General features: G+C 61.0%; 25 protein-coding genes and 1 riboswitch. Of the genes, 13 read left to right on the forward strand and 12 right to left on the reverse strand.

Annotated elements, in window-relative coordinates:
* Nucleotides 1-153 precede the first annotated feature (153 nt).
* The gene (gene ppk2 / locus GV818_RS19980; RefSeq protein WP_161756895.1) at nucleotides 154-1,050 is read left to right on the forward strand and encodes a polyphosphate kinase 2; all 897 of its coding nucleotides are present in this window, start codon (nucleotides 154-156) and stop codon (nucleotides 1,048-1,050) included.
* Nucleotides 1,051-1,131: 81 nt separating this feature from the next.
* On the opposite strand, the gene GV818_RS19985 is transcribed toward ppk2, so the two are convergent.
* The 4 genes from GV818_RS19985 to GV818_RS20000 all read right to left on the reverse strand — a co-directional run bounded on the left by GV818_RS19985 (nucleotide 1,132) and on the right by GV818_RS20000 (nucleotide 5,512).
* Nucleotides 1,132-2,037: a DMT family transporter gene (locus GV818_RS19985; RefSeq protein WP_161756653.1), complete on the reverse strand. Its 906-nt coding sequence runs from the start codon at nucleotides 2,035-2,037 to the stop codon at nucleotides 1,132-1,134.
* The gene (gene ectB, locus GV818_RS19990) at nucleotides 2,027-3,349 is read right to left on the reverse strand and encodes a diaminobutyrate--2-oxoglutarate transaminase (protein WP_161777380.1); all 1,323 of its coding nucleotides are present in this window, start codon (nucleotides 3,347-3,349) and stop codon (nucleotides 2,027-2,029) included. The genes GV818_RS19985 and ectB overlap by 11 nt, the downstream gene beginning before the upstream one ends.
* Before the next feature lie 68 nt (nucleotides 3,350-3,417).
* Complete coding sequence (locus tag GV818_RS19995; protein ID WP_161777325.1) at nucleotides 3,418-4,761, reverse strand: SidA/IucD/PvdA family monooxygenase; 1,344 nt, start codon at nucleotides 4,759-4,761, stop codon at nucleotides 3,418-3,420.
* Between the two features lie 127 nt (nucleotides 4,762-4,888).
* The gene (locus GV818_RS20000) at nucleotides 4,889-5,512 is read right to left on the reverse strand and encodes a glutathione S-transferase family protein (protein ID WP_161756655.1); all 624 of its coding nucleotides are present in this window, start codon (nucleotides 5,510-5,512) and stop codon (nucleotides 4,889-4,891) included.
* 84 nt (nucleotides 5,513-5,596) lie between these two features.
* On the opposite strand from GV818_RS20000, the gene GV818_RS20005 reads away from it, so the two are divergent.
* On the forward strand, nucleotides 5,597-6,442 hold the full coding sequence (locus GV818_RS20005) for a helix-turn-helix domain-containing protein (protein ID WP_161777326.1): 846 nt from the start codon (nucleotides 5,597-5,599) through the stop codon (nucleotides 6,440-6,442).
* Nucleotides 6,443-6,492: 50 nt separating this feature from the next.
* Nucleotides 6,493-7,230, forward strand: coding sequence for a hypothetical protein (locus tag GV818_RS20010; protein WP_161777327.1), 738 nt, complete (start codon nucleotides 6,493-6,495; stop codon nucleotides 7,228-7,230).
* 44 nt (nucleotides 7,231-7,274) lie between these two features.
* On the opposite strand, the gene GV818_RS20015 is transcribed toward GV818_RS20010, so the two are convergent.
* The 3 genes from GV818_RS20015 to GV818_RS20025 all read right to left on the reverse strand — a co-directional run bounded on the left by GV818_RS20015 (nucleotide 7,275) and on the right by GV818_RS20025 (nucleotide 10,028).
* Nucleotides 7,275-7,874, reverse strand: coding sequence for a hypothetical protein (locus tag GV818_RS20015; RefSeq protein ID WP_161777328.1), 600 nt, complete (start codon nucleotides 7,872-7,874; stop codon nucleotides 7,275-7,277).
* Nucleotides 7,875-7,980: 106 nt separating this feature from the next.
* A complete protein-coding gene (locus GV818_RS20020; protein ID WP_161777329.1) occupies nucleotides 7,981-9,321 on the reverse strand; it encodes an ATP-binding protein in 1,341 nt (446 codons plus the stop codon).
* A complete protein-coding gene (locus GV818_RS20025) occupies nucleotides 9,318-10,028 on the reverse strand; it encodes a response regulator (protein WP_161756660.1) in 711 nt (236 codons plus the stop codon). The genes GV818_RS20020 and GV818_RS20025 overlap by 4 nt, the downstream gene beginning before the upstream one ends.
* A gap of 166 nt (nucleotides 10,029-10,194) precedes the next feature.
* On the opposite strand from GV818_RS20025, the gene GV818_RS20030 reads away from it, so the two are divergent.
* Both GV818_RS20030 and GV818_RS20035 read left to right on the forward strand, forming a co-directional pair.
* A complete protein-coding gene (locus tag GV818_RS20030) occupies nucleotides 10,195-10,983 on the forward strand; it encodes an MlaA family lipoprotein (protein ID WP_161756661.1) in 789 nt (262 codons plus the stop codon).
* On the forward strand, nucleotides 10,970-11,248 hold the full coding sequence (locus tag GV818_RS20035; RefSeq protein ID WP_161756662.1) for a hypothetical protein: 279 nt from the start codon (nucleotides 10,970-10,972) through the stop codon (nucleotides 11,246-11,248). Before GV818_RS20030 ends, GV818_RS20035 begins: the two co-directional genes overlap by 14 nt.
* A gap of 162 nt (nucleotides 11,249-11,410) precedes the next feature.
* Here GV818_RS20035 and GV818_RS20040 read toward each other — a convergent pair whose 3' ends face one another.
* Nucleotides 11,411-12,106 (reverse strand): MarC family NAAT transporter, encoded by a 696-nt coding sequence (locus GV818_RS20040; RefSeq protein WP_161777330.1) that lies wholly within the window; start codon nucleotides 12,104-12,106, stop codon nucleotides 11,411-11,413.
* Nucleotides 12,107-12,497: 391 nt separating this feature from the next.
* On the opposite strand from GV818_RS20040, the gene GV818_RS20045 reads away from it, so the two are divergent.
* From GV818_RS20045 to GV818_RS20070, 6 genes are all read left to right on the forward strand, one after another.
* The gene (locus tag GV818_RS20045) at nucleotides 12,498-12,983 is read left to right on the forward strand and encodes an acyl-CoA thioesterase (protein ID WP_161756664.1); all 486 of its coding nucleotides are present in this window, start codon (nucleotides 12,498-12,500) and stop codon (nucleotides 12,981-12,983) included.
* Nucleotides 12,984-13,053: 70 nt separating this feature from the next.
* Complete coding sequence (locus tag GV818_RS20050) at nucleotides 13,054-14,715, forward strand: FMN-binding glutamate synthase family protein (RefSeq protein WP_161777331.1); 1,662 nt, start codon at nucleotides 13,054-13,056, stop codon at nucleotides 14,713-14,715.
* 174 nt (nucleotides 14,716-14,889) lie between these two features.
* Nucleotides 14,890-15,186 (forward strand): hypothetical protein, encoded by a 297-nt coding sequence (locus GV818_RS20055; protein WP_161756666.1) that lies wholly within the window; start codon nucleotides 14,890-14,892, stop codon nucleotides 15,184-15,186.
* Between the two features lie 244 nt (nucleotides 15,187-15,430).
* Nucleotides 15,431-17,350, forward strand: coding sequence for an alkaline phosphatase D family protein (locus GV818_RS20060; RefSeq protein WP_161777332.1), 1,920 nt, complete (start codon nucleotides 15,431-15,433; stop codon nucleotides 17,348-17,350).
* A 214-nt stretch (nucleotides 17,351-17,564) separates the two neighbouring features.
* Nucleotides 17,565-17,734, forward strand: a riboswitch (yybP-ykoY riboswitch).
* An 8-nt stretch (nucleotides 17,735-17,742) separates the two neighbouring features.
* A complete protein-coding gene (locus GV818_RS20065; protein ID WP_178125017.1) occupies nucleotides 17,743-18,747 on the forward strand; it encodes a sodium:calcium antiporter in 1,005 nt (334 codons plus the stop codon).
* Between the two features lie 216 nt (nucleotides 18,748-18,963).
* Complete coding sequence (locus tag GV818_RS20070) at nucleotides 18,964-19,200, forward strand: DUF7079 family protein (protein ID WP_256679498.1); 237 nt, start codon at nucleotides 18,964-18,966, stop codon at nucleotides 19,198-19,200.
* A 5-nt stretch (nucleotides 19,201-19,205) separates the two neighbouring features.
* On the opposite strand, the gene GV818_RS20075 is transcribed toward GV818_RS20070, so the two are convergent.
* Nucleotides 19,206-19,790 carry a hypothetical protein gene (locus GV818_RS20075; RefSeq protein ID WP_161756669.1) on the reverse strand — a complete coding sequence of 195 codons (585 nt, stop codon included), beginning with the start codon at nucleotides 19,788-19,790 and terminating at the stop codon, nucleotides 19,206-19,208.
* A 125-nt stretch (nucleotides 19,791-19,915) separates the two neighbouring features.
* Between GV818_RS20075 and GV818_RS34520 the strand changes: the two genes are divergently transcribed.
* Nucleotides 19,916-20,038: a hypothetical protein gene (locus GV818_RS34520; RefSeq protein WP_256667497.1), complete on the forward strand. Its 123-nt coding sequence runs from the start codon at nucleotides 19,916-19,918 to the stop codon at nucleotides 20,036-20,038.
* Here GV818_RS34520 and GV818_RS20080 read toward each other — a convergent pair.
* Nucleotides 20,026-20,574 (reverse strand): hypothetical protein, encoded by a 549-nt coding sequence (locus GV818_RS20080; RefSeq protein ID WP_161756670.1) that lies wholly within the window; start codon nucleotides 20,572-20,574, stop codon nucleotides 20,026-20,028. The genes GV818_RS34520 and GV818_RS20080 overlap by 13 nt on opposite strands.
* Nucleotides 20,575-20,696: 122 nt before the next feature.
* On the opposite strand from GV818_RS20080, the gene GV818_RS20085 reads away from it, so the two are divergent.
* Complete coding sequence (locus GV818_RS20085) at nucleotides 20,697-21,101, forward strand: hypothetical protein (protein ID WP_161777333.1); 405 nt, start codon at nucleotides 20,697-20,699, stop codon at nucleotides 21,099-21,101.
* A 44-nt stretch (nucleotides 21,102-21,145) separates the two neighbouring features.
* On the opposite strand, the gene GV818_RS20090 is transcribed toward GV818_RS20085, so the two are convergent.
* Both GV818_RS20090 and GV818_RS20095 read right to left on the reverse strand, forming a co-directional pair.
* Nucleotides 21,146-23,194, reverse strand: coding sequence for a c-type cytochrome (locus tag GV818_RS20090; RefSeq protein WP_161777334.1), 2,049 nt, complete (start codon nucleotides 23,192-23,194; stop codon nucleotides 21,146-21,148).
* A gap of 215 nt (nucleotides 23,195-23,409) precedes the next feature.
* Nucleotides 23,410-24,075 carry an ArsR/SmtB family transcription factor gene (locus GV818_RS20095; RefSeq protein WP_161777335.1) on the reverse strand — a complete coding sequence of 222 codons (666 nt, stop codon included), beginning with the start codon at nucleotides 24,073-24,075 and terminating at the stop codon, nucleotides 23,410-23,412.
* Between the last annotated feature and the right edge of the window lie 71 nt (nucleotides 24,076-24,146).

Below are 24,146 nucleotides of genomic sequence, written 5' to 3' on the forward strand. Positions count from 1 at the left end.
CCGGTGAAAAAAGCCCCGGCCAGCACCAGCCCCACTACGCCTGCTGCGCCGCGCAAAGCTGCCGCTCCACGCCCACGCCGCCCACGCACCGCCGCCAAAGCCGTGCCGGTGAAAACCGCCGAAGCTGAGATCAGCACCATCAGCCAGAAGCCCATGGCCCTGCAAGTCGCCAGCGCCCCCCGCGGTTCCAACGAAGACAGCGTGTCGGCCGTACTGCCGGGCAACTACCCGTACCGCAGCCGCATGCGCCGCGCCGAGTACGAAAAGGCCAAGAACGAGCTACAGATCGAACTGCTCAAGGTGCAAAGCTGGGTCAAGGAAACCGGGCAGCGCGTGGTGGTGCTGTTCGAAGGCCGTGACGCTGCCGGCAAAGGCGGCACCATCAAGCGCTTCATGGAGCACCTCAACCCCCGTGGCGCGCGGATCGTGGCCCTGGAAAAACCCTCGGAGCAGGAACAAGGCCAGTGGTACTTCCAGCGCTACATCCAGCACCTGCCCACTGCCGGTGAAATGGTCTTCTTCGACCGCTCCTGGTACAACCGCGCTGGGGTCGAGCGGGTCATGGAGTTCTGCTCGCCCCTGCAATACCTGGAGTTCATGCGCCAGACTCCGGAGCTGGAGCGCATGCTGTGCAACAGCGGCATCCTGATGTTCAAGTTCTGGTTCTCGGTGAACCGTGAAGAACAACTGCGGCGCTTCATCTCACGCCGGGACGATCCGCTCAAGCACTGGAAGCTCTCTCCCATCGACATCAAGTCCCTGGACAAGTGGGATGAATACACCGCCGCCAAGCAAGCGATGTTCTTCCACACCGACACCGCCGATGCGCCGTGGACAGTGATCAAGTCCGATGACAAGAAGCGCGCGCGGATCAACTGTATCCGCCACTTCCTGCACGAGCTGGACTATCCGAACAAAGACCTGAAAGTCGCCCACGCCCCCGATCCCTTGCTGGTGGGCCGTGCTTCGCGAGTATTGGAAGAAGATGAACTGACCCAAGCCCAGGCCGCAGCAAATGCCGGAACCACGCGGTTGGCACTGTCGGCTTAGATCCCGGGCAAAAAAAACTGCGCGCAGGCCGCTAAGTCTGTGCGCAGAAAGTCGAGCGGATTCAAGTATCGGGCTGGGGCCTCAGGCGGCCTCGGTCACCGGCGTCACCTTTTCCGGCGGCTTGATCGAACCGATATACACCGCAAAGATGGTCAACAGTGCACCGGCGATCTGCATCGCCGAACTGGCCTTGCCAAGAAACGCCACGTCGACGAAGTAGGTGATCACCGGCTCCAGCAGCAGGATCAGCCCGGCCAGGCCGAGGCTGATGGCGCCGATGGAGCGGTTGACCAGCAGCCAGCCGACAAATTGCACCATCACCCCGTAGATGATCAGCATCACCAAGGTCTGGCCGTCGACGATCGCCAGGCTTTCACCCATGGCCAATGCGTACACCAGCAGCACCAGCGCAGCCCACAGGCTCAGGTTGAGCATCTGTGCGATCTTGTCGCCACCGCCGTCAGGCAGTTGGGTGTTGACCTTGAGAAAGTACACGCAGATGGCATAGGCCAGGCCTGACAGCACGCCATACACCACGCCCTTGATGCCCACCGCACTGCTCATTTCCGGCAACAGCAACAGGTACAGGCCAACAAACGCCAGGGTGATGGAGATCAGGAAGTAGATCGACGGCTTTTCCTTGAGCAGGTACAGACCCAGCAAGGTCATGAAAAACACCTGGCAGTTGGTCAGGATTGAACCGATGCCCGGGCCGACGATGTAAATGCTCTGGTGCCAGAGCACCAGGTCGATGGCCAGGAACACCCCGGCCAAGGCCGTGTACAACTGCGCCTTGGTGCTCTTGAGCAGCACCGGAATGCGTCGCACCTTGAGCAGCAGGAAGAACAGGATCGAAGCGAACAGCATCCGGTAGAAGCCGGCGCCGCCAGCACCGATGTGGGCAAAAGCCACGGCCAGTGCCGACAGGCTGAGCATCAGCCCACCGATGGTCAGTTCGATGATGGCGCGGTTGGTATTAGTCGACATGCGCGACTCCATTGATGAAGACCAAAGGATCGACGTCCTGGTCCGGGTCACTTAACTTGCCTTGCTCCAATACCTGTTGCATGGCCTCGAAAATACTCGTCAGACCGGCCTGCAGCGTGTCGCTGCCGATGGTCAGTGCCGGCATCAACTTGAGCACCTGATCCACCGGACCGCAGCGCTCGATGATCAAGCGCCGGGCAAAGCAGGCACGCATCACCCCGGCGGCCATGGCCGGATCGTGGAACTCGATGCCATAGAACAGCCCCCGCCCGCGCACGTCCTTGATGTGCCCAGCGAAACGCTCGGTGACCTCCGCCAACCACTCCTTGAGCAATGCCTCGCTAGCCTGGATGTGCTTGACCAGGCGCTCGTCACTCCAGAATTCCTGCACCGTCTTGGTGGCGGCGACAAACGCCAGGGTATTGCCGCGGAAGGTGCCGTTGTCCTCGCCGGGCGCCCACTGGTCCAGCTCCGGACGAAGGAGCAACAGGGCGAAAGGCAAGCCATAGCCACTGAGGGACTTGGACAGGCAGACCATGTCGGGGGTGATGCCCGAGGGCTCGAAACTGAAGAAGGTGCCGGTACGACCGCAGCCTGCCTGGATGTCATCGACAATCAGCAGGATGCCGTGCTCGACCGTCAGCTGCCGCAAGCGCTGCAGGAACTCCGCAGACGCCACGTTGATCCCGCCTTCGCCCTGGATGGTTTCCAGGATCACCGCCGCCGGCATGTCCATGCCCGAGCTGTTGTCCTTGAGCAAACGCTCGAAGTACTCGATGGAGTCCAGCCCGGCGAGGTAGCCATCGAAGGGCATGCGGAACACATAGGGATCGACCCCAGGCTGACGGTTGTCACGGTTGCCGGTCAGCCCCAGGGCGGTATTGGACATCCCGTGAAAGCCGTTGGTGAAGGCCACGATGTGCCGACGCCCGGTGACCTTGCGCGCCAGTTTGACCGCCGACTCCACCACGCTGGTGCCGGTGGGCGAAGTGAACTGCATTTTGTAGGGCAGGGCCCGAGGCGCCAGGATGATCTTGCGGAAGTTATAGAGGAACTCCTGCTTGGCCCGACTGTGCATGTCCAGGGCCGCCTGGATGCCGTCCCGTTGCAGATAGTCGATCACCGCCGCCTTGACCGCCTTGGGGTTGTGCCCGTAGTTCACCGAGCCGGCGCAGCTGAGGAAGTCGATATAGGCCTGGCCTTTCAGGTCATAGAGGTAGCTGCCCTGGGCCTGGTCGAAGACCACCGGGAAACTGCGGCAATAGCTGCGCGCCGAAGACTCCACATCCGCAAATACGCCCAACTCATCCATTTCTGAAATATCCATTACTGCCTGCTCACATAAAGGGGTCGAGATTCAGGATTTAAAACGAGCGCTGTTCAGGCGATCTTCTCCGCGGCCTGGGCCAAGCCCAGCTGCTGGTTCAGCGAGTTGAAAATCTCTCGCGAGCGCAGCGACAGCAGGCTGAAAGAGCCGGCATCGCCATAACCATGGGACGATTCGCACAGGCCATTGAGGTAGAGCGCTGGCAAGTGGCTGCCCTTGGCGGCGGCCAGGCTGTAGTCACGACCAATGCGGATCACACCCTGGGCATCACAGTCCAGGTGCTCGGCCAAGTCCTTGAGAATTGCTGGGTAGCGTTCTTCCTGAGGGCCGGTGCCGAGGTTGCGAAAACCGGTGGCCAGGACAATTGCGTCCAGCCCGTCCAGCTCTTCGGCGACCTGGGTTGTGGTGTTGAGCAGCGACAGGCGGTAGCCCTCGCCGTCCGGCGTGCAGCCCTGGATATCACTGAGGCCCTTGATCACCACCCGCTCCTTGCCCTGCAGCTTGTCCTCATACATGCCCACGTAGAGTTCCTTGATCACGTCGGCATCTGCAGCGGAATAGTTGGTGTAGTGCAGGTGGCGGTTGATGCTCTTCTTCGCCTCGGCAGAGCTGTTGTAGTACTGGTCGACAAAGGACGGGAAGTACACGTGCTCGCTGAACTGGCTGGTGTCCTTGAGGCGGAAACCGTAGCCGCGCTGCACGTTGACGATTTCCAGGGTTGGGTAGGTATGGCGCAGGTGCAGAATGATCTCGATCGCACTCTGGCTGCCGCCCACCACCGCCACACGCTTGAGCTCGCCCTTTTGCGCCAGTTGGGCCACGCGGCCCAGATACTGGGTCAGGTGGAACACCCGGTCCGTTGCAGCGTTGGCGAACACCTGCGGGATCACCGGGGTCCGGCCCGGAGCCAGGACCACGGCACGCGCCTGATACTGCACCCCAGCCAGGGTGGTGATGGTGTACAGGCTGCTGGCGGCATCGACCTGGATCTGCGCCACGCTCTGGTTGTAGGCCACATCCCGGGCAAAGAACCCGGCCACCCAGCGCACATACTCGGCGAACTCACTGCGCAGCGGGAACTCCAGGCCCAGGTTGAGGTGTTCGAACAGGCGGTCGTTCTCGAACAGGAAATTGGTGAAGGTGTAACGGCTGCGTGGGTTGCGCGGGGTCACCAGGTCGCGGCTCGGATGGTTCTGGATATCGCTGCCGGAGAGCATCATCTCCGGTTGCCATTGAGTGCTCGAGTGACGCTCGAGAAACAGCCGGGTACCGGCAAACTCCATTTCTTCCATGGCGATGGCCAGGGCGATGTTCGCCGGGCCAAAGCCAATGCCGATCACGTCGTAAACTTGCCCATCACGGCCAACATCCTTGGCAGTCACTTTATGAACACTCATAAATTCCCCTCCCTGTAACAAAAGTCAGACTCGAAAAAAGCAGAAAAAACACCCGGGTCTTTTCTGCCTTCAGTCAAATAATCATTAATTTTTAGTTAGCATTATTCGTTATATGAAGTTGGACTTTTTAAACTTCTGCCGCGGCCAACTTCAGCCACTTCTGCACCGGCGGATAAGCCAGAACTTGCTCGATATAACCTTGCAGTTGCGCCGGCACCGCCACGCCATAACGACGGAAGCGGAACACCACCGGTACGAACATCGCATCGACGATGCCAAAGCCGCCGCACAGGAACTGCTTGGAGCCGCTGGCCTCACGCAGATTGTTCCAAATGGCGAAGATCCGCTGGATCTCTTCCTCGGTGTCGGCGGTCAGCGGCTCAGGGGTATCGCCGGTGTTCAGGCCAAAGGACATCTGGGTGCGCAGGTTGACGAACCCCGAGTGCATTTCCGCCGCTGCGGCACGGGCCTGGGCCTTGATCAGTGGGTCCTGGGGCCACAGGTTGGCCGCCGGATAGGCACCGGCAACGTATTCGCAAATGGCCAGGCTGTCGTTGATCACCACCTTGTCCAGCAGCAGCGCCGGGACCTTGCCCGATGGCGAATGGCGCAGGATCTGCTGACGGGTGTCGTCCTGCTCCAGCTTGACTTGAACGGTCTCGAAGGAAACGTCCGCCGTTACCAGAACCAGCCATGCCCGGAATGACCATGAAGACTTTTTGTAATCCCCAATAACTAGTTTTGTAGGCATCACTTCCCCTAGCTTGCGTTATGAAATGGGTGCTAAATTTAGCGGCCCTTTTTTCCACCGTATTGCACAAAACTGGACAAACTCATGGATGAGCACCGGCAGCGCAAAGTCCTTTCTCAGGACAAGGACTTTGTTCAATTCTGGCGAATACCCGAAGGCGACTGTGAGTTGTTATCTGCGCGTTACAGCGCCCAGTCTTTCGGCCGGCATTCACATGATCGATATGCAGTAGGGGTTATAAGCAGCGGCGTTGAAAAACTCTTTTATCGGGGCAGTTACTACTTGGGCAGTGCCGGCAGCGTCGTCACCATCACCCCGGAGGAGATTCACGACGGTCTCCCCGGACACGACCAGGGCTGGATGTACCGGATGCTTTACCTGGACCCGGGCTGGGTCAATCGGGTGATCTTTCAAGGGCGCTTTGGCGACGAGCATATCCATCTGTTCCAGAGCGCACTGAACCTCGACCCCAGCTTTGCCCTGACCTTCCTGCAACACCACCAGATCATTGAACACTCCCCTCCCAGCCTGGAGCGCGAATCCATTCTTCTGGACCTGGTGACCCAACTCTTCGAACGCAGCGGCGCGCCCATTGCCGCCGTCGCCAGTGCCGAACGCAGCGCGATCAAGTTCATCAAGAAAAAACTCGAAGACGAATACGCCCACAACATTCCCCTGGAAGAGCTGGCGCAACTGGTGGACATGGACCCGCTGTACCTGATCCGGGTGTTCAAGAAGACCGTGGGCGTATCACCCCACAGCTACCAGATCCAGAAACGCGTGGCTCAGGTGCAGAACCTGTTGCGCACCGGCGCCAGCCTGGCCGAAGCCTCCTTCAACTGCGGCTTTTTCGATCAAAGCCACATGACCCGCGCCTTCAAGAAAGTAGTGGGCATCACCCCCGGCAGCTTCCGTAACAGCCGCGCCTGAAACCCGCGTCCCGCTGCTGATCTTTTCTCCATCGTCCAAGGACCCGCTGCATGCCTACCATCGCTACCCCGGAATTCACTCAACTGCCTGCCGGTGCCGTCGCCTTCCCCGATGCCAAGGACCTGTTCGTCGCTGACCAACAGGAACTGGCCGAACACCTGCTGCCGCTGTTGTCCATCGACGCCAGCCTGATCAACCCAGAATGGTCCGGCCGCCTGCACCTGTTGAGCCCCATCGAGCCTTGTGAAGGGCTGGTGGGCGAACTGACGGAAAACTACGGCTTCGACACCGAGCTGCTGAAGACCAACTGGATCGGCCTGAAGCTTGAGGACGGTCGCTACCGCCTGTGCGGCGACCCGCGTTATTTCTTCCTGCACCCGGACAATGCCCAACTGCCCGAGCCACAACGCAACCTGCGCACCACCCTGCAACGCCATTACGCCAAGGAGCACGCCGCTTACCAGGCCGCACGCCAGCTCTATCAGGAGCGCGGCTACCTGAGCTGGCCGGAAGATGCAGAGCGGCGCCTGAGCTTCATCGATGAGCAGGGCGGCGTGGCCGAGGGCTACGGCAACTGGGTGGAAACCGTGGAGTTCCCCATGGACGTTGTCGAGGCCAATGACGACAGCCGCGACATCGACGTCTGGCCCCTGAGCCCAGCGGGCCGACGCTTCCAGCACGCCCTCAGCGTACCCGCCTGCCACTATGGCATCACTGGCGCCGACCTGATCGTGATGTTCTACGAACCGGTGGAAGGGCTGGTGCTGTTCTGCTTCGACTGGTCCTAGGCAAGTGAAAGCCCTGCTGGGCAGGGCTTTTGCAGCAGGCCTGGCTACCCTTCGGGCGCACATCCTGCACGGCGTTTCTGCTGATCGATGTACTGGGCAAATGATTCATAGCGTTCAGGCAAAGTAACCTTGGCCTGTGGCTTGAGGCCCTGGTTCTGTGCTTGATCCTGCTGACTCTGGTCATAGGCATTACAGGCCGAACTCGTGTCGGCCTGCATCTCGTAGATAAATCCGCGTTGCAGGCTGACGTTGCTGGCGCCATCGAAACGGCCCTCCTGAACATACAGCGCCCTTGAGCGCTGGAAGTACTCCAGAGCCTTGTCATAACGATTGGCGTAACTCACCTGCGGCTCACGAAAGCCATTCTGCTCAAAGTCGGTTTTCCACTGCCCATCCAAGGTGGAGGACATCAAGAACCGGCCATAAGCCCGGTATCCATCAGCGAAGCACAACGCCTGACCTGAGCGACGGCACAGCTGCAACGACTGTTCAATCAGCAACTCGGCCGCCCGAGGTCGGTTCTGCTCCAGCATCGCCTCGGCATTGGCCTGCTTCTGCCGGGGATCGGAACTCTCCATTACCCCAACAACAGCACAGCCACTGACTAACAAAATTCCCGTTGTTATGCTCACGGCCTTATACATGACACGATCCTTGTTCAACCTGAAAACTCCCTTCCAAGCATCGCCCGGATGACACTCGCGAACAAGCTCGGATACTGCTCAGATTGGCGGCCTGTCACCGGCACCGCTAAACCGGCAACTCCACCCGCGCCTCCAACCCACCACCCTCACGGTTGAACAGGCACAACTCGCCGCCATGCTCACGCACGATCGCCCTGGCCGACGACAACCCCAGGCCCACACCGCCGGTGCTCTTGTTGCGCGAGGTCTCCAGACGGAAAAACGGCATGAACACCTGCTCCAGCGCCTCTGGTGGAATTCCCGGCCCACGATCCAGCACCCGCACCCATAGCCGATCCTCGCCCTGCGCCAAGAGAAGCACCGGCTCGCTGCCGTACTTGATCGCGTTATCCAGCAGGTTGGTCATCACCCGCTTGAGCCCCAGGGGCCGGCCGCAATACACCAGCCGCGACGGGCCGCTGAAGGCAATTTTCTGGGACTGATCACGATAATCATCCACCAAAGTCTGCAGCAACTCCGCCAGATCGAACTGGGTCGCCTGCTCCAGCCGCGCATCGTCGCGAAAGAACTCCAGCGCCGAGTTGATCATTGCCTGCATCTCGTCGACATCGCGGAACAGCCGCTGCTGCTGATCGGCGTCCTCGATGAACTCGCCGCGCAAACGCATACGGGTCAGGGGCGTGCGCAAGTCATGGGAAATGGCCGCCAACATCTGCGTGCGGTCCTTGATGAAATGCTGCAACTGCGCCTGCATGGCATTGAAGGCGAGGATCGCCTGACGGATCTCATGGGGGCCCACCGGCTCGATGGGCGGCGCCCGAAAATCCACGGCAAAGCGCCGCGCGCCCTGAGCGAACTGCTGCAACGGCTTGGCCAGGCGCCGGGTGGCGATCAGCGCCACCAGCCCGGTGGAGATCAACACCAGGACAATCACGATCAGGTTGCGTGTGCCCTCCTCCAACCCCCAACTGCGGGACGCCGAGGAAAACATCAGCCAGGACTGATCGCTCAACTGCACCAGCAAGGCATAACGCCCCTCTGTACCCGGCCAATCGCTGGGCTGATAACCCTCGATATGCCGCTCCGGCGGATGCAGCAAGGCGCGAAACTTCTCCGATCCTCTACGGTATTCAGCGTCCTCCAGGACGGGTAGATCAAAACCTTGTCGCGTCGGGCGCCAGGTGAGGCTGAGATGCTCATCGCTGACCGCCGCAGCCAGCCGCGAACGCTGGCTCGGTTCCGAGGCCTCGATCATGTGGACGATGGACGCCGACTTTTCCAGCAACCCGGTTTCGGCCAGCGGTGGATAAGCCCAGACCCCGGCCAATTGTACAAACAGCGCATTGAACGCCAAGGCAGTGAGCATGGCCATGATGATGGTCAGGGCGATCCAGCGCGCCACGGTGTCTCGCAGGCGGTAGCGCCACAACGGCTTGATCAGCTTCACTGGCGGGTCACGCTTGGGGTGAACAGGTAGCCGCCGTTGCGCACGGTGCGAATCATCGCCGGGCGCTTGGTGTCGAACTCCAGCTTGCGCCGCAAGCGACTGACCTGCACGTCGATGCTGCGATCAAAGGCGTCATGGGCCTGCCCTCGGGCCAGGTCCAGCAACTGCTCGCGGGTGAGGATGCGTTGCGGATGCTCGACAAACACCAGCAGCAGGTCGAATTCCCCCGCCGACAGCGGAATCATCACCTGGTCCGGCGAGCGCAGTTCGCGGCGTGTCAGGTCCAGCTGCCAGTCCGCGAACCTGATCAATGGCCGTGGCAATTCACCCGTCAGCGGCCGACTTTCCCCGGCTCGACGCAACACCGCCCGTACTCGCGCCAGCAACTCGCGAGCGTCGAAAGGCTTGCTCAGGTAATCGTCGGCGCCCATCTCCAGGCCCACCACCCGGTCGCTCAGCTCACCCATGGCGGTGAGCATGATCACCGGCGTAGCGTATTGCTGACGCAGGCGCTGGCACAGGGTCAGGCCGTTTTCGCCAGGAAGCATCAGGTCGAGAATGATCAGGTCCGGCGCTTCACGCTCCAGTGCCGCCCACAGCGAAACGCCATCGGTGGCCACAGCCACCTGATAGCCCTGCTGGACAAAAAATTTCTTCAGCAGCGCGAGGACTTCAACGTCGTCGTCCACGATCAAAAGACTGCTCACCGGAGGCATCACTTAAGCGGGTAAAGAAAGCTCATTCAAAACCATTCGGCGCGTCTCGTCATATATTTCAACACCGCAACAAACCTTCAGCCGCGCAATAAAGAGGAAATTTTTGCGCAAGGTTCGCATGCCAGCATCGGTTCTCCCCCTTGGAGCTCCGCCATTCATGCCCACCCTTAACCGTCGCGCCGCCCTTGTCCGCCACACTGCCCTACTGCTAAGCGCAGCCTACCTGGCCGGCTGCAGCAGCCCTGCACCCAGCGGAGCCAGCCTCTGCACTCCGGTCAGCGAGACGGTGTACGACCCGGCGCAATCCTTCAACCGCAGCATATTCGCCTTCAACCGCGCCGTGGACGACTACGCCCTGGCGCCGGTGGCTCGCGGCTATCGCCACCTGCCGGACTTGATGCAGCACGGCGTGCACAACTTTGCGAGCAACTTCGGCGAGCCCAAGGTCTTCATCAACGATCTGCTGCAAGGCAACCCGCAACGCTCGGTCAACACCCTCGGACGCTTCGCCCTCAACACCACGGTCGGTGTGCTGGGGCTGATCAACGTTTCCGACCCGGTCGGCATCCCGCGCCACAGCGCCGACTTCGGCCAGACCTTTGGTGTCTGGGGCATCGGCGCCGGCCCCATTGTCGAACTGCCACTGCTGGGCAACGGCAACAGCCGCGACTCGGTGGGCAAGGTCCTGAATCTGGTCGTCGACCCGTTCGGCAGCAACAGCGACACCGTGCGCACCTTGAGCACCGTGGCCCTGGTCGGCGGCACCATCGACGGCCGCGCGGCCCTGCTGCCACTCACCGATAGCTTGCAACAACTGCCCGACTACTACGGCGCGATGCGCAGCGTCATTGCTGAACACCGCGCCGCCTTCGTCCGTGAAGGCCGGCTGGGCGCCACCGAACCTGTCAAAGACCACTGCGAGGGCTCCACCCGTGATGACTTCTGAACATCCTGCGCTGATCCTGCTGCAACGCGTCGCCAAGCACGGCGATAACGCACTGCACTGCCGCGAAGTCAGCCTGCAATTGTCCATTGATCAACAACACCTGATCCTCAGCCGCTACACCGAACGCTACAGCCCCGAAGGCCGGCACTGGGTAGAGCGCAAGCATCGAGTGAGCGTGACGGACCTGATGCGCTGGGTGATCGAACAGGGAGAGCCACAGGCGCTGGTGCAGAGCCACGAAGAACCATTGCCAAAAGCCAGCTGACAGGCGTTCGTCAAAGGTGCAGTCCAGGTCATGCCTGGCTCCTCGCTGCACCTTGCGCGCCGAACACACCTCACTTCGGTCGTGTGGCTGCTCCCACTTCAGCGATTAGCCCCCTGATTCAGAAAATGATCAGGGCGGGCACTCGGTTGTCTGCCCGGTCGTTCAGCCGGCCCCCAGTGCCTGTACAGCCACGTGCCCGGTCACCAGTTCCATGCCGCCATTGATGACGAACTGCACGCCCATCCCCACCAGCAGAAAGCCCACGACCCGGGAGATCGCGTCGATACCCGACTCACCGAGCACCTTCATGATCTGCCCCGAGCAGCGCAGGGCCACCCAGAAGATCAATGCCGTCAGTAGGGTAACCGTGACCACCGCGCCATGGATCACCCAGGGAATTTCGCCATAGGTCGATTGCAGGGTCGAGGCCGAGCTGACAATCAGCGCGATGGTGCCCGGCCCTGCGGTCCCCGGCAGGGCCAAGGGCACGAAGGACAGGTCGCGGTAGTTCGGCAGGACCTTGTCCTGATCCGACAGCAAATCATGCTGCAAGGCGGTTTCATCGAGGTTGTTTTTCGGGAACAACATGGTGAACCCCAGATAGGTGACGATCAGCCCGCCGGCGATACGCAACCCGGGAATGGAGATGCCGAACACCTTCATCACCAGGCTGCCGCCGTAGAAGCTCACCAGCATGATCAACGCGACATACACACTGGCCTTGAAAATCTGTCGGTTGCGCTCGGCGACCGAAAGGCTGGAACCCAGCCCCAGCAACAACGAAATACTGGTCAGCGGATTGGCCACTGGCAGGACTGCCACCAGGCCGATTGCCACGTTATGCAGGTACTCATTCATCAACCACACCCCAAGACTCATGACGACTCGGCAACTACCGTAGCCGGTACTCGAGCATTTATACGCACCGGTCAAAACCTGACCCGGCGGGAAATCTCATAGGTGCTGCTCGCCAGTCGCGGCGCTGCAGCGTTGCCGAATCCTAGCTGAGACATTCTGTCGCATTGTTACCAAAGCGGAGAAACACTCTCACAAATCGTTAGCTAGCTAACGAAAAAGCCGATTGTTAGACTCACCGCCACGGTCCTGGACACTGACGCAAAGTCTCAGGCTAGAGCCTTTCCTGCGGCATCGTGAGGGATCGCTAGAAGCATCGCAACCTCTCCCATCCTGCTCGCCCAAGGGGCCGACAGGCCGTCAACAACACTCGACTGATAGCACGAGGAACACCATGGAACCAGGCAGCTATCAATTGACCATGAGCGTGCTCATGACCCCGGACAAGGCCAACTTCTCCGGCAACGTACATGGCGGAGCCCTGCTGAAGATGCTCGACGAGGTGGCCTTTGCCTGCGCCAAACGCTATGCCGGGCGCTACGTGGTGACCCTCTCGGTGGACCAGGTGATGTTTCGCGAGCCGATCCGCATCGGCGAGCTGGTGACCTTCCTCGCCTCGGTCAACTACACCGGGCGCAGCTCCATGGAAGTCGGGCTCAAGGTGATGACCGAGAACATCCACGAACGCAGCGTGCGCCACACCAACAGCTGCTACTTCACCATGGTCGCGGTAGATGAAGACGGCCTGCCGGTGCCTGTGCGCCCGTTGACTCCGGAAACCCCGCTGGAAAAGCGCCGGCATGCCAAGGCCCAGCAACGACGCCTGCAGCGTCAGGAGCTGCAAGCCCGCTATGACGCCCTGAAAGCACTTCCGGCCTGACGCCTACGTGCGCGCGGCAACAGCCCTGCGCAGCACCCGCGAAGGCCACCCCGCGATAAGGAAACCCTGCATGAAACTGTCTTTATTGAGCCGATACTCGTGCTTCACGCTGTGCATTGTCTTGACCCTCGGCGGCCTGCTGCTCGCCTCGAATTTTCCCGGCTGGTGGCCAGTGACCCTGGTGGCCGCCGCGCTAAGCCTGCTGGGCCTGTATGACCTGCGCCAGACCCGACATTCAGTAAGGCGCAACTATCCGGTGATCGGCAATATCCGCTACCTGGTGGAACGGGTGCGCCCGGAGCTGCGCCAATACCTGCTGGAAGCCGATGATGACCAACTGCCCTTCTCCCGTAACCAGCGTTCCCTGGTATACGCCCGCGCCAAGAACCAAAGCGCGGAGCAAGCCTTTGGTACCCTACGTGACGTGTATCAGGTCGGTTCCGAATTTATCGGCCACTCGATGACCCCCGCCGAACCGCGCGACCCGGTCGAATTCCGCATCACCGTCGGCGGCCCGCAGTGCACCCAACCCTACAGCGCCTCGATCTTCAACATCTCGGCGATGAGCTTCGGCGCCCTCAGCGCCAATGCCATCCGCGCCCTGAACAAAGGCGCCAAGCTCGGCGGTTTCGCCCACGACACTGGCGAAGGCAGTATCAGCCCCTACCACCGCGAGCACGCCGGCGACCTGATCTGGGAACTGGGCAGCGGCTACTTCGGCTGCCGTGACCAACTGGGACGTTTTGATCCCCAGCGTTTCGCTACCCAGGCCAAGAGCCCGCAGGTGCGAATGATCGAAATCAAGCTCAGCCAGGGTGCCAAGCCCGGCCATGGCGGGATCCTGCCCAAGCACAAAGTCACCGCTGAAATCGCCAGCACCCGTGGCGTATCCATGGACCAGGATTGCGTGTCCCCTGCCCGCCACAGCGAGTTCTCCACGCCCCTGGAGCTGCTGCGCTTTATCGCCCGGTTGCGGGAGTTGTCCGACGGCAAGCCCGTAGGGTTCAAACTGTGCCTGGGCCAGCCCTGGGAATTCATGGCCATCGCCAAGGCCATGCTGAAAACCGGGATTCTCCCCGACTTCATCGTGATCGACGGCAGCGAAGGCGGCACCGGCGCCGCGCCCCGCGAGTTCAGCGACAACATCGGCATGCCGCTGCGCGAAGGCTTGCTGTTTATCCACAACACCCTGGTGGGCCTGAACCTGCGGGACAAGATTCGCCTCGGGGCCAGCGGCAAGATCATCAGCGCCTTCGACATTGCCGCCGTATTGGCGCTGGGCGCCGACTGGGCCAACTCGGCGCGGGGCTTCATGTTCGCCGTCGGCTGCATCCAGTCACAGTCCTGCCATACCAACAAATGCCCCACCGGCGTCGCCACCCAGGACCCGCTGCGCCAACAGGCGCTGGTGGTGCCGGACAAGGCCGCACGGGTCTACAGCTTCCACCGCAACACCCTGATCGCCCTCTCCGAAATGATCGCCGCCGCCGGCCTGCAACACCCTTGGCAACTGAATGCCGAACACCTGGTACGCCGCGTGAGCGACACCGAAGTGCGCTTGTATTCACAAACCCACGTTTTCCTCAAATCCGGCGAACTGCTCAAAGGCCGCTGCACCAGCGAGTTCTACCAACGCATGTGGACCAGCGCCCAGGCCGAGACGTTTGAAGCTGCGCGGCCGGAGCAACAACGACAGTTGCTCAGTGAGCCAGCAAAGACTGAAGTGGCATGAGTTGATGCTGTAGCAGCTTCAAGCAGCATTGCGTTTTAGAAACAGGAGCCTCGATCCAATTGGATCGGGGCTTTTTATTCATGCAGGGCTCTTTGCGCTCCCCATAACCTTGGGAGTACCTACCGATTTTGCTAAGGTGCCAAGCCCCAATGTCCTTCGGAAAAGACACCCTCCATGCTCGCCCTTTTTTTCTTCATCTTCAGCTTCTCTATCTGGGCCGCCATCTGGATGATCGTGGTCAAAAAACGCGGCGCCCTGAACCTGGTCGTCGCTAACTTGCTGGGGGCCATCGCAGGGTTCGTCGCATTTTTCTTCACCGTTTTGCTTCTGCCTACGCTTCCTGTTTCCAGCTCCCACGACACCTCAACCGATAGCGCAGCGACCATGACGGCCCCTGAACCTGCACTGCCAAAAATACCGCATCCAGACAGGCACCCTTCCGAGCCGATCAGGTCTTCAGAAAGCCTGTAACCCTCAAGCTTCTATCAGTCGCCAGCAATTGTGCGAGCAAAACCCAGGTGTTTATCGAGCGGAGGTTCGTGCAGCTCCCGCAGGACGCGGTGGATAACCAGGGCTCGGTATCTCGCGGATAGCGCAGGTTTCCAGTAAACAATCCGATACAAAAGCGCTGGATCAACGCTCGTGGTCGACGTTTCTTCAACATCGGTTGCGCTACTATTCCGCCCCCTGTAGACCCAGAGAGACACCGCTGCACATGCCCCTGACCACGCCCAATCTGCCCTCTGTTCTCGCCGGCCCGTTACTACGGCGCCTGGAGCCGACGCGGCTGGTGCTGTGGCTGGTGGGTTCGCGGCCGTTGTCGCTGACCTTGCTCCTGCAAGCCAGCGGCAGCCCGACACAGGACATCGCACTCGACAGCCGGCAATGCCAGGTCATCCCGGTGGGGCGCCAGGCGTTTATCCACTTGATCGATGTGCCCCTGGACGCCCCCCTGCCCCAGGACGTGGCGATTGCCTATGACCTGCTGATCAGTGAGGCCGAGGACGGTGCTTGCGCCATCGCCGACTGGGCGCCACATCTGCTCTACAGCGGCAAGCAACGCCCGGAGTTCGTGCTCCACAGCCGCATCGACAACCTGCTCCACGGCTCCTGCCGCAAGCCCCATCACCCCTCCAGCGACGGCTTGCTCTGTGTCGACCGCCTGCTGGCGCAAACGCCTGAGCCCCAGCAGCGGCCGGCATTACTGATGATGAGCGGCGACCAGGTGTATGCCGACGATGTGGCCGGCCCCATGCTGCGGGCGATTCATGCCTTGATCGAGCGTCTGGGTCTGTTCGACGAGCATCTGGAAGGCGCGGTGGTGGACGACAGCGCCGCGCTCTATCGCCATCGAGCCAGCTACTACCAGCGCGCCGAATTGCTCCCGGCATTGAAGAGCAACGAAACCCTGCGCGAGCGATTTTTCGGCGGAGTGAAGAAGCCGATCTTCACCAGCAGCAACGCCGACAACCACTTGGTGACCTTCGCCGAAGTGCTGGCCATGTACCTGCTGGTCTGGTCGCCCGTGCCATGGACCTTGATCGCACCGCAGCCACCACAACTGACGCCGGAACAGCAGGCGCGCTACGCCAAGGAACAGCAGCCCATCGACGCTTTCGTCAGCGACCTGGACGGCGTGGCGCGGGTCTTCGCCCATCTCTCGACGCTGATGATCTTCGACGACCACGACATCACCGATGACTGGAACCTCAGCGCCCAGTGGGAAGAAACCGCCTACGGCCATTCCTTCTCCAAGCGCATCATCGGCAACGCCTTGCTGGCCTACCTGCTGTGCCAGGGCTGGGGCAACAACCCGGATGCCTTCGGCCCGCTACTGGAGCAAACCCGCGCCTTGAGCGCCACGGCACACAACGGGCAAGAGCTGAACTGCGCCGACCAGGATGAATTGATCGACCATTTGCTGCGCTTCCAGCACTGGCAGTACGTGCTGCCCAGCAGCCCCGCACTGGTCGTACTGGACACCCGCACCCGACGCTGGCGCAGTGAGTTCAACCTGGCCCAACCCTCGGGCCTGCTGGACTGGGAAGCCCTGAGCGAATTGCAACATGAACTGCTGGACCACCCCTCGGCGATCATCGTGTCCCCGGCGCCGATCTTCGGCGTCAAGCTGATCGAGACGGTGCAGAAAGTCTTCAGTTGGTGCGGCTACCCGCTGCTGGTGGACGCGGAAAACTGGATGGCCCACCGCGGCTCGGCCCAGGTGATCCTGAATATTTTCCGCCACTCGCGGACCCCGGGCAGCTACGTGATTCTCTCCGGCGATGTGCACTACTCCTTCGTCTACGAAGTACTGATCCGTCATCGCAAAGGCGGCCCGCGGATCTGGCAGATCACCAGCAGCGGCATCAAGAACCAATTCCCCGCCGCCCTGCTGGAGTGGTTCGACCGCCTCAATCGCTGGCTCTATTCACCGCGTTCGCCCTTGAACTGGTTCACCAAGCGCCGGCTGATGAAGGTGATTCCCCATGTACCCGAACATGCAGAGGCCGGGGAGCGGCTGTGGAACTCATCGGGGATTGGCCAGGTGTTTTTCAATGAGCAGGGGCAGCCCACAGCGATTTATCAGCACAATGCCGATGGCACCGCGCCGACGCGGATGATTGCGCCAGATTAATCCGCTACTACTCCAGAAACGCTCCCCTGAAGGACCGGAAAAAAGCGAAAAAACCTCCATTTTTCAGCTTTTTTCGCCCACACGGCACCGCTTCAAAGCGGCATGGCGCGCAATAAACAGCAGGGCAGTACGAATGAAAATCCTTCACCTGGGCATCTCATCAGTTGCACAACCATAGCGGTTGACGCACCGGTTCTGCGCCACTAGGATCGCGCCTCCCTTGGGGAGTAGCCGCCTTCGTTTGCTGAAGGGGGTCACGTCAACATACTTGGCTGGCAAGCCATGGCGTGACCGGTCGTACGACTTGGCAAGACCATTGGTGAAGACACCTGTCCTGGGTCGGACACGGGTGTCCGAACCATTGGCTCTTGTGTCCGTCCCCAGGTTTCCTCATGCATTCAATGCCCATCACCCTTGCGTTGCTTCTGGGCTCCGCCGTCGTTATCTATCTGGCCTGCGAATACTTCGTCAACGGTGTGGAATGGGTCGGGCGCAAGCTTGCCGTTGGCCAGCAGGCCACGGGTTCCATCCTCGCGGCCTTCGGAACTGCCCTGCCTGAAAGCGTCATCACCTTTATTGCCGTGGTGTTCGGTGGCACCGAGGCTCAGAAGTCGCTAGGTATCGGTGCGGCGCTGGGGGGCCCGCTGGTCCTGGTGACCATCGCCTATGCGGTAGTGGGCGTGACGCTGCTGCTGTCGCGCAAGCGCTTGGCGGATACCGACGCCATCCGCCAGGACTTCAAGCGACTCAGCCGCGACCAAGGCTGGTTCATTACCATTTTCGTGGTGAAGATTGCCCTGGGCCTGGTGGTGTTTGCCTACAAGCCCTGGCTGGGGATCGTCTTTCTGGCAGCCTATGTGGCGTATTTCTGCAAGGAAATGCGTGCCGAGCACGACGACGAAGAGCAGGACATCGAACCCCTGAAGCTATCGCCTCGCCAAGCGACACCGTCGACCTCAGCGGCGGTGTTGCAAACACTGACCGCCTTGCTGGTCATCTTTGCCGCCTCGCACGTCTTCGTCGGGCAACTCGATGCCCTGGGCCCGATGCTGGGTATCCATCCGCAATTGCTGGCGCTGCTGCTCAGCCCGATTGCCACCGAACTGCCTGAGACTCTGAATGCCATTATCTGGGTGCGCCAGGGCAAATATCGCCTGGCACTGGCCAACATCAGCGGCGCCATGATGATCCAGGCCACTGTGCCCACCGCGTTTTGCCTGTTCTTCACCCCGTGGTTGCTGGATAAATCCCTGGTGTTGGCGGCAGTCATTACCTTGCTGGGTGTGAGCACCCTGTTCTTCGCTTTCCGCAAAGGCATAATCTCGCGCACGCTGCTGGCTTCGATGGCCCTGCTGTATGTGCTGTTTGCGGTTCTGCTGGTTGCGCTTGATCTATAGGCAGCCGCGAAACTCACCGGCCCGGCGAGCACGAAACCAGGACAGGGAGCCATCTATTTCAATGGACATTGAGAGCAGGAAGGAAAGTGTCATGTCAGCTCAAATCACCCCGGAACAACGGGCCGACATTCGCTACGTGCTGTCAGACGCTTTTATAGATAACGAGGTGGATACCCCTACATCGCCCGGGAAACCGAGGCTTACGATCGCGCCGAGGTGGAACGCATCCTGTACTACGAGGTAGCGCCGGTATGCTACGTCAACCTGATGTCGGTGATCCCGGATATCTGGCAGGGCTTTCAGCGCGAGTGGTTGCTGGAGGCCATCGAAAACAGCCTGGAGCGGCGCCGCAACAGCCGCATACAGGCATTTCGCGACGACCTGTTTATCCGCTGGATCCGCTTTCGTGGCGCCTATATCTGGAAAGAGATCTGCCAGCACTACCGCCACTGAGCGCCTTACCTGGAGTCGTTCAATCGGGCATCGGCAGAACAGTAGTCGCTGGGTTTGAGGCCCACCGGCTCCGGCAGCATCCGGCCCTGGGCATCGATCTTGCGCAACATCGCGGTGCACATGCCGTCCTGGAGAAAGACCATCTGATAGGTTGCGCCGGCCTCGGGGACGAAGGTCACGCTTTGCTCACACACGGCGCGAAAGTCCCGGCTCATACCCGGCTCGGTATTGTAGAACTGGAAAGCGAACGGGCGATTGGCCGGAAGCCTCAGTTCGTTGGCGCCAAAACCCTCCTGGCGACGCATGCGATCGGTCTCGGCCGTCATCGGAATGCCCAGGTTGCGAAAGTTCGGGTTGGGGCGGCCACGATGGGGCTTGACCATCAGGCCCGAGCCCGGTTTGCGCCAGTCGACGCAATCGCTATCGGGCACACCACGCACCAACCCCTGTGCAACGATACGAATAAGCGCGGTGTCTGCGGCCGCGGCCGGCCCGCGGTAGCTCACGGCAGTGGCCTTGAGTGTCGAGACATAGGTACAGCCACCAAGCCCCAGGGACAGGCCTAGCAACAAAAGCGAGTGAAACCTCATGATTCATCCTTGATGGATCGACTGCAAAGGGGGGGACGGGGCAAAGGATGGCAATCTTACAGCAGGCAAACTGGACGTCCGGAGATTTTTCTCCAGCCCTTTTAGCCCGCGCGCAAGGAGCAATGATGCCTATCGGGTGGCAACAGATCCGCAACATGATGAACACGCTGATCGAAGCCGCCGGCTACTGGATTCGCTTTCGCGGCGCTTATCTCTGGGAGCAAACCTGCCAGCACTACTGCCCGTAATGTCGCGCATTGGCGTTGCAGAAATCGGTAGAGTGCAGCGCTACCGGCTCCGGCAGCTTTGCTCCATGTTCATCGATCTTGCGCAGCAATGCGGTGCACATCTGATCCTGGAAAAACTCCATCTGATAGGTCGCACCGGCCTCGGGGACGAAGGTCACTTTCTGCTTGCACACGGCGAGGTAGTCCCGACTCATTCCCTCTTCCCTGTTGGAGTACAAGAAGGCGAACGGGCGGTTGGCCGGGATCTTCAGTTCGTTGGCGCCAAAGCCTTCCTGGCGGCGCACGCGGTCGGTCTCGGCCGTCATCGGAATGCCCAGGTTGCGGAAGTTGGGGTGGGCAATGCCGCGATGGGGCCGGACCATCAGCCCCGAGCCCGGCTTGCTCGAGTCGACGCAGTCACTGTAGGGCACGCCATGCACCGAGCCTTTGGCGACGATGCGGATCAGCGCGGTTTCGCCAGCATCGTCCGGCACCCGGTAACTGCAACCACTGAGGCCCAGGGACAGGCTCAGCAAAAGAATCGAAGGAAGCCTCATGATTCATCCTTGATGGACTGACAGCGAATGCCCGGCGGGAAATGATGGCAATCTTACATCGGTGCAACAGAACGCCTGCAGGTTTTTTATCCGTGTTTTCACCCAGCCCACAAGGAAGAATGATGAGCACTGACTGGCAGCAAATCCGCGACATGATGAACACGGTAATCGACAGCTGCGAACAGATCGAAGCCGCCGGTTACCGCGAGGAATATCGTTCGGCCAAGGTGCCGATCGACGGGCGGGACTATTCGGTGCATGAGTTTCTGATCAGTGCCTGGACCCTGCCGGAAAACCTGCGCTACCGGATCATCCAGGAGCGTCACGACCAGGGTACGTCCCTGCCTTATGTACCCGAATCCGCGCGGGCGCTGGTGGCCATGGCCCAGGCCTGCGCCGAGCTGATCGGCGCCAGGGACAGTGCGCCGGCCAAGCAGGCCATCAGCGGCATGCAGCACTGGTATTCCCAGTACGCCGTACCGCATCTCAAGACAGCACTAGAGCAGGCGAAGAAAGCCGAGGCTTGAGCAACCTTGCAACAGCGACTACTGGGTAGCCGCTGTTGCAGTGATCAGTAGCGCGCGTCCGCCGGGCAGCCGCCGTTAGGCCAGTCCTTGACCTTGTCCGGGAAGTCCGGGCGCGGCTGATGAGAGAAGTATTCAGCCACGTCCAATGCTTCCTGATCCGAAAGACCGCCCTGGCCCAGGGGGAATTTCTCGTGGAAACCAATCGGCATGTTGCGTTTGACGAAGGCCGCAGCGGTGTTGGTGCGGGCCATGCCGGCGCCGATGTTGAACGATTGATCGCCCCACAGCGGTGGAAAGATCAGGCTGCCGTCGGCACGTTTCAGGCCCTCGCCATCAGCCCCGTGACACACCGCGCATTGCTTGGCGTACACCTGTTTGCCGTTCTCGGCATCGGGCTTGAGCGACGGGTCGATCTTGCCCACACCGCGGCCGGCCACCTTGTCTTCGGGGCGGGTGTTCATTTTCATCCACTCGAAGTAGGCGACCATCGCTTGCATGTCGGCACCGTTCACCGGCAGCGGCTTGCCGTGCATGGAGCGACGGAAGCAGCCGTTGATGCGCTCCTCCAGGGTGATGGTCTTGCCCGCCCGCGGCGCGTAGCCGGGGAAGAATGCCGAGACGCCGACAAAGGGTGAACCGTCGGCCACGGTGCCGGCGTTGAGGTGGCAACTGGTGCAGTTCAGCGAGTTGCCAACGTTGTCCGGCAGCAGGGCCTTGGTTTCCAGGTGCAAGCGCATGCCGCGCACCACTTGCTCGGCGTTCGGCGCCGCCAGCAGGTTGGCCAGGCGCGGAGTTTCGAACAAGGTGTTTTCCACTTGCGGGCTCAGCTGTGCGCGCATCTTTTTCACCTGGTCGGCGCTGATGGCCGAGCCGTTGTTGCCCCAGCTGCTGCGCACGAAACTGAGGATCTCGGCGATCTCGCTATCCGCCAGTTGGGCGAACCCGGGCATGGTGTAAACCCGTGGGTGAGCAGCGGTCTGGGCGGTCTGCCAACCGGTCAGGGTGATGTGCAGCAAGGACGTCGGATTGGCCGAGGCGATGCTGGGGTTACCCGCCAGGGATGGGAACATCTGCGGTACGCCTGCGCCGTCCTGGCGATGGCAGTCGGAGCAGAACTGCGCGTAGCCCAGGCCGCCGCGGGAAGTGAACAGGTTGCTTGGCGCAGCCGCCGGGGTCAGTACCACCGCGGGCATTGGCAGGTCGTCCTTGCCCGCCGGCAGCGACTTCAAGTAAGCGGCAATGGCCGTCAGGTCTGCATCGGTGAAATGCTGGGTACTGTGATGGATCACATCAGCCATGTTGCCGGACACCGTGGCAAAGCGGTTCTGCCCGGTCTTGAGCAACTGCACCGTGTCTTCCACGGTCCACAGGTTGCGCAGGCTCAGGGCCCGCCACTCTTCCACCGTCTCGCCGGCCAGGTAGTGCTGGCCGCCGGACCCGGTGTCGCTCATGGCCTTCTCCTGGAAGGCAATGCCCCGCGGGGTATGGCAGGAACCACAGTGGCCCAGGCCCTGGACCAGATAGGCGCCGCGGTTGAGCTGCTCGTCCTTGCCTGGATCGGCCTTGAACGGCTGGTTATCGACGAATACCAGGTTCCAGAACCACAGGCCCCAGCGCTGGTTGAAAGGGAAGCCCATGTCGGCCTCCAGGTTGCCCTGGGCCACCGCTTCCACGCCGTGCAACAGGTAGGCATAGAGCGCCCGCATGTCCTCTTCGCTCATCTTGGCGTAGGACGGATACGGCATAGCCGGGTACAGATGACTGCCATCCGGGGTCACGCCTTCGCGCATGGCGCGGTCGAATTGTTCGAAGCTGTAGCTGCCAATACCGGTGTCACGGTCCGGGGTAATGTTGCTGGAATAGATAGTGCCCATGGGCGTCTTCAACTCCAGGCCGCCGGCCATGGTCGCCCCGCCCTTGGCGGTGTGGCAGGCGATGCAGTCGCCGAGTTGGGCCACGTACTGGCCACGCTGGATCAGGTCGGAATCGGGGGTGGAAACAGCGGCTGCCGGGGTCGGCTCGCTGCCTTGGGCAGGGTATACGCAGAGCAGCGCGGCGCCCAGCAGGCACAGGCGTGACAGAGATAAAGCCATCAGGTTATTCCTTTAAAATCCGCCTGGGGTGGTCCCCTCGGCCGATATCCACAAAGGTTTTTATTGGTTGTCTCAGGCCGTCACGGTGCCGGCCCGGGGCTCGATACCTTGTGAGTTCGAGCCTGTTTCCCTTGTAGCGGATTTTTCTGAAAAGCCCGTTGATATGGATCATGGCCCTGTAGGCAATGTCCTGTATGGCCCGCTCTGCGACGCTTTTACTCGGTGCTTTCCACGCCCAGCCCCGCAGCCTGCCAGTCGATAAAACCATCGTCCAGGCGGCGCACCTTGAAGCCCTTGGCACGCAGCAACGCCGCGGCATTCTGTGACAACACGCAATACGGGCCACGGCAGTAGGCTACCAACTCCTGGTCCACCGGCAGTTCGGCAAGACGCTGTTCCAGCTCTTCCAGCGGGATGTTGATCGCCCCCGGCAAATGCCCTTGAGCGAACTCTTCCGGTGGGCGCACGTCCAGCAGGGTCATGCCGCCTTCCTGCAGGCGTTGGCGCAGCTCTTGCCGGGAAATGCCTTCCAACCGCGCCGGCTGCTGAACGCTGTCGGCCAGCAGTTCACGGATCTGCCCGTGGTTGTAGTCGACGTATTGGCGCAGGGCGCCAAGCACCGCGGTAACCGGCCCCTGACTCAGGCTGTAGAGCACGCGCTTGCCATCACGCCGGGTCTGCACCAAACCACCCCGACGCAGCTGTTGCAGGTGCTGGGAAGTGTTGGCCACCGAAAGGCCCGAGGCTTCCACCAGGCGTTCCACCGGCTGCTCGCCGCCAGCGATGTGCTGCAGCAGGATCAAGCGGTGGTGGTGCCCGAGAATCCGCGCCAACTCGGCCATGTCGGCCAGGGGCTGTTGAAGAAAATTCGAATCGCTCATTGACAGCTCCTGCTGCTTTACTGATCATTCAATCATTAAATTGAATGAAATCTTAACACACGAGAGCCCTG

This window comes from Pseudomonas sp. Fl4BN1, assembly GCF_009908285.1.
In the GTDB taxonomy this organism is placed as follows: Bacteria; Pseudomonadota; Gammaproteobacteria; order Pseudomonadales; family Pseudomonadaceae; genus Aquipseudomonas.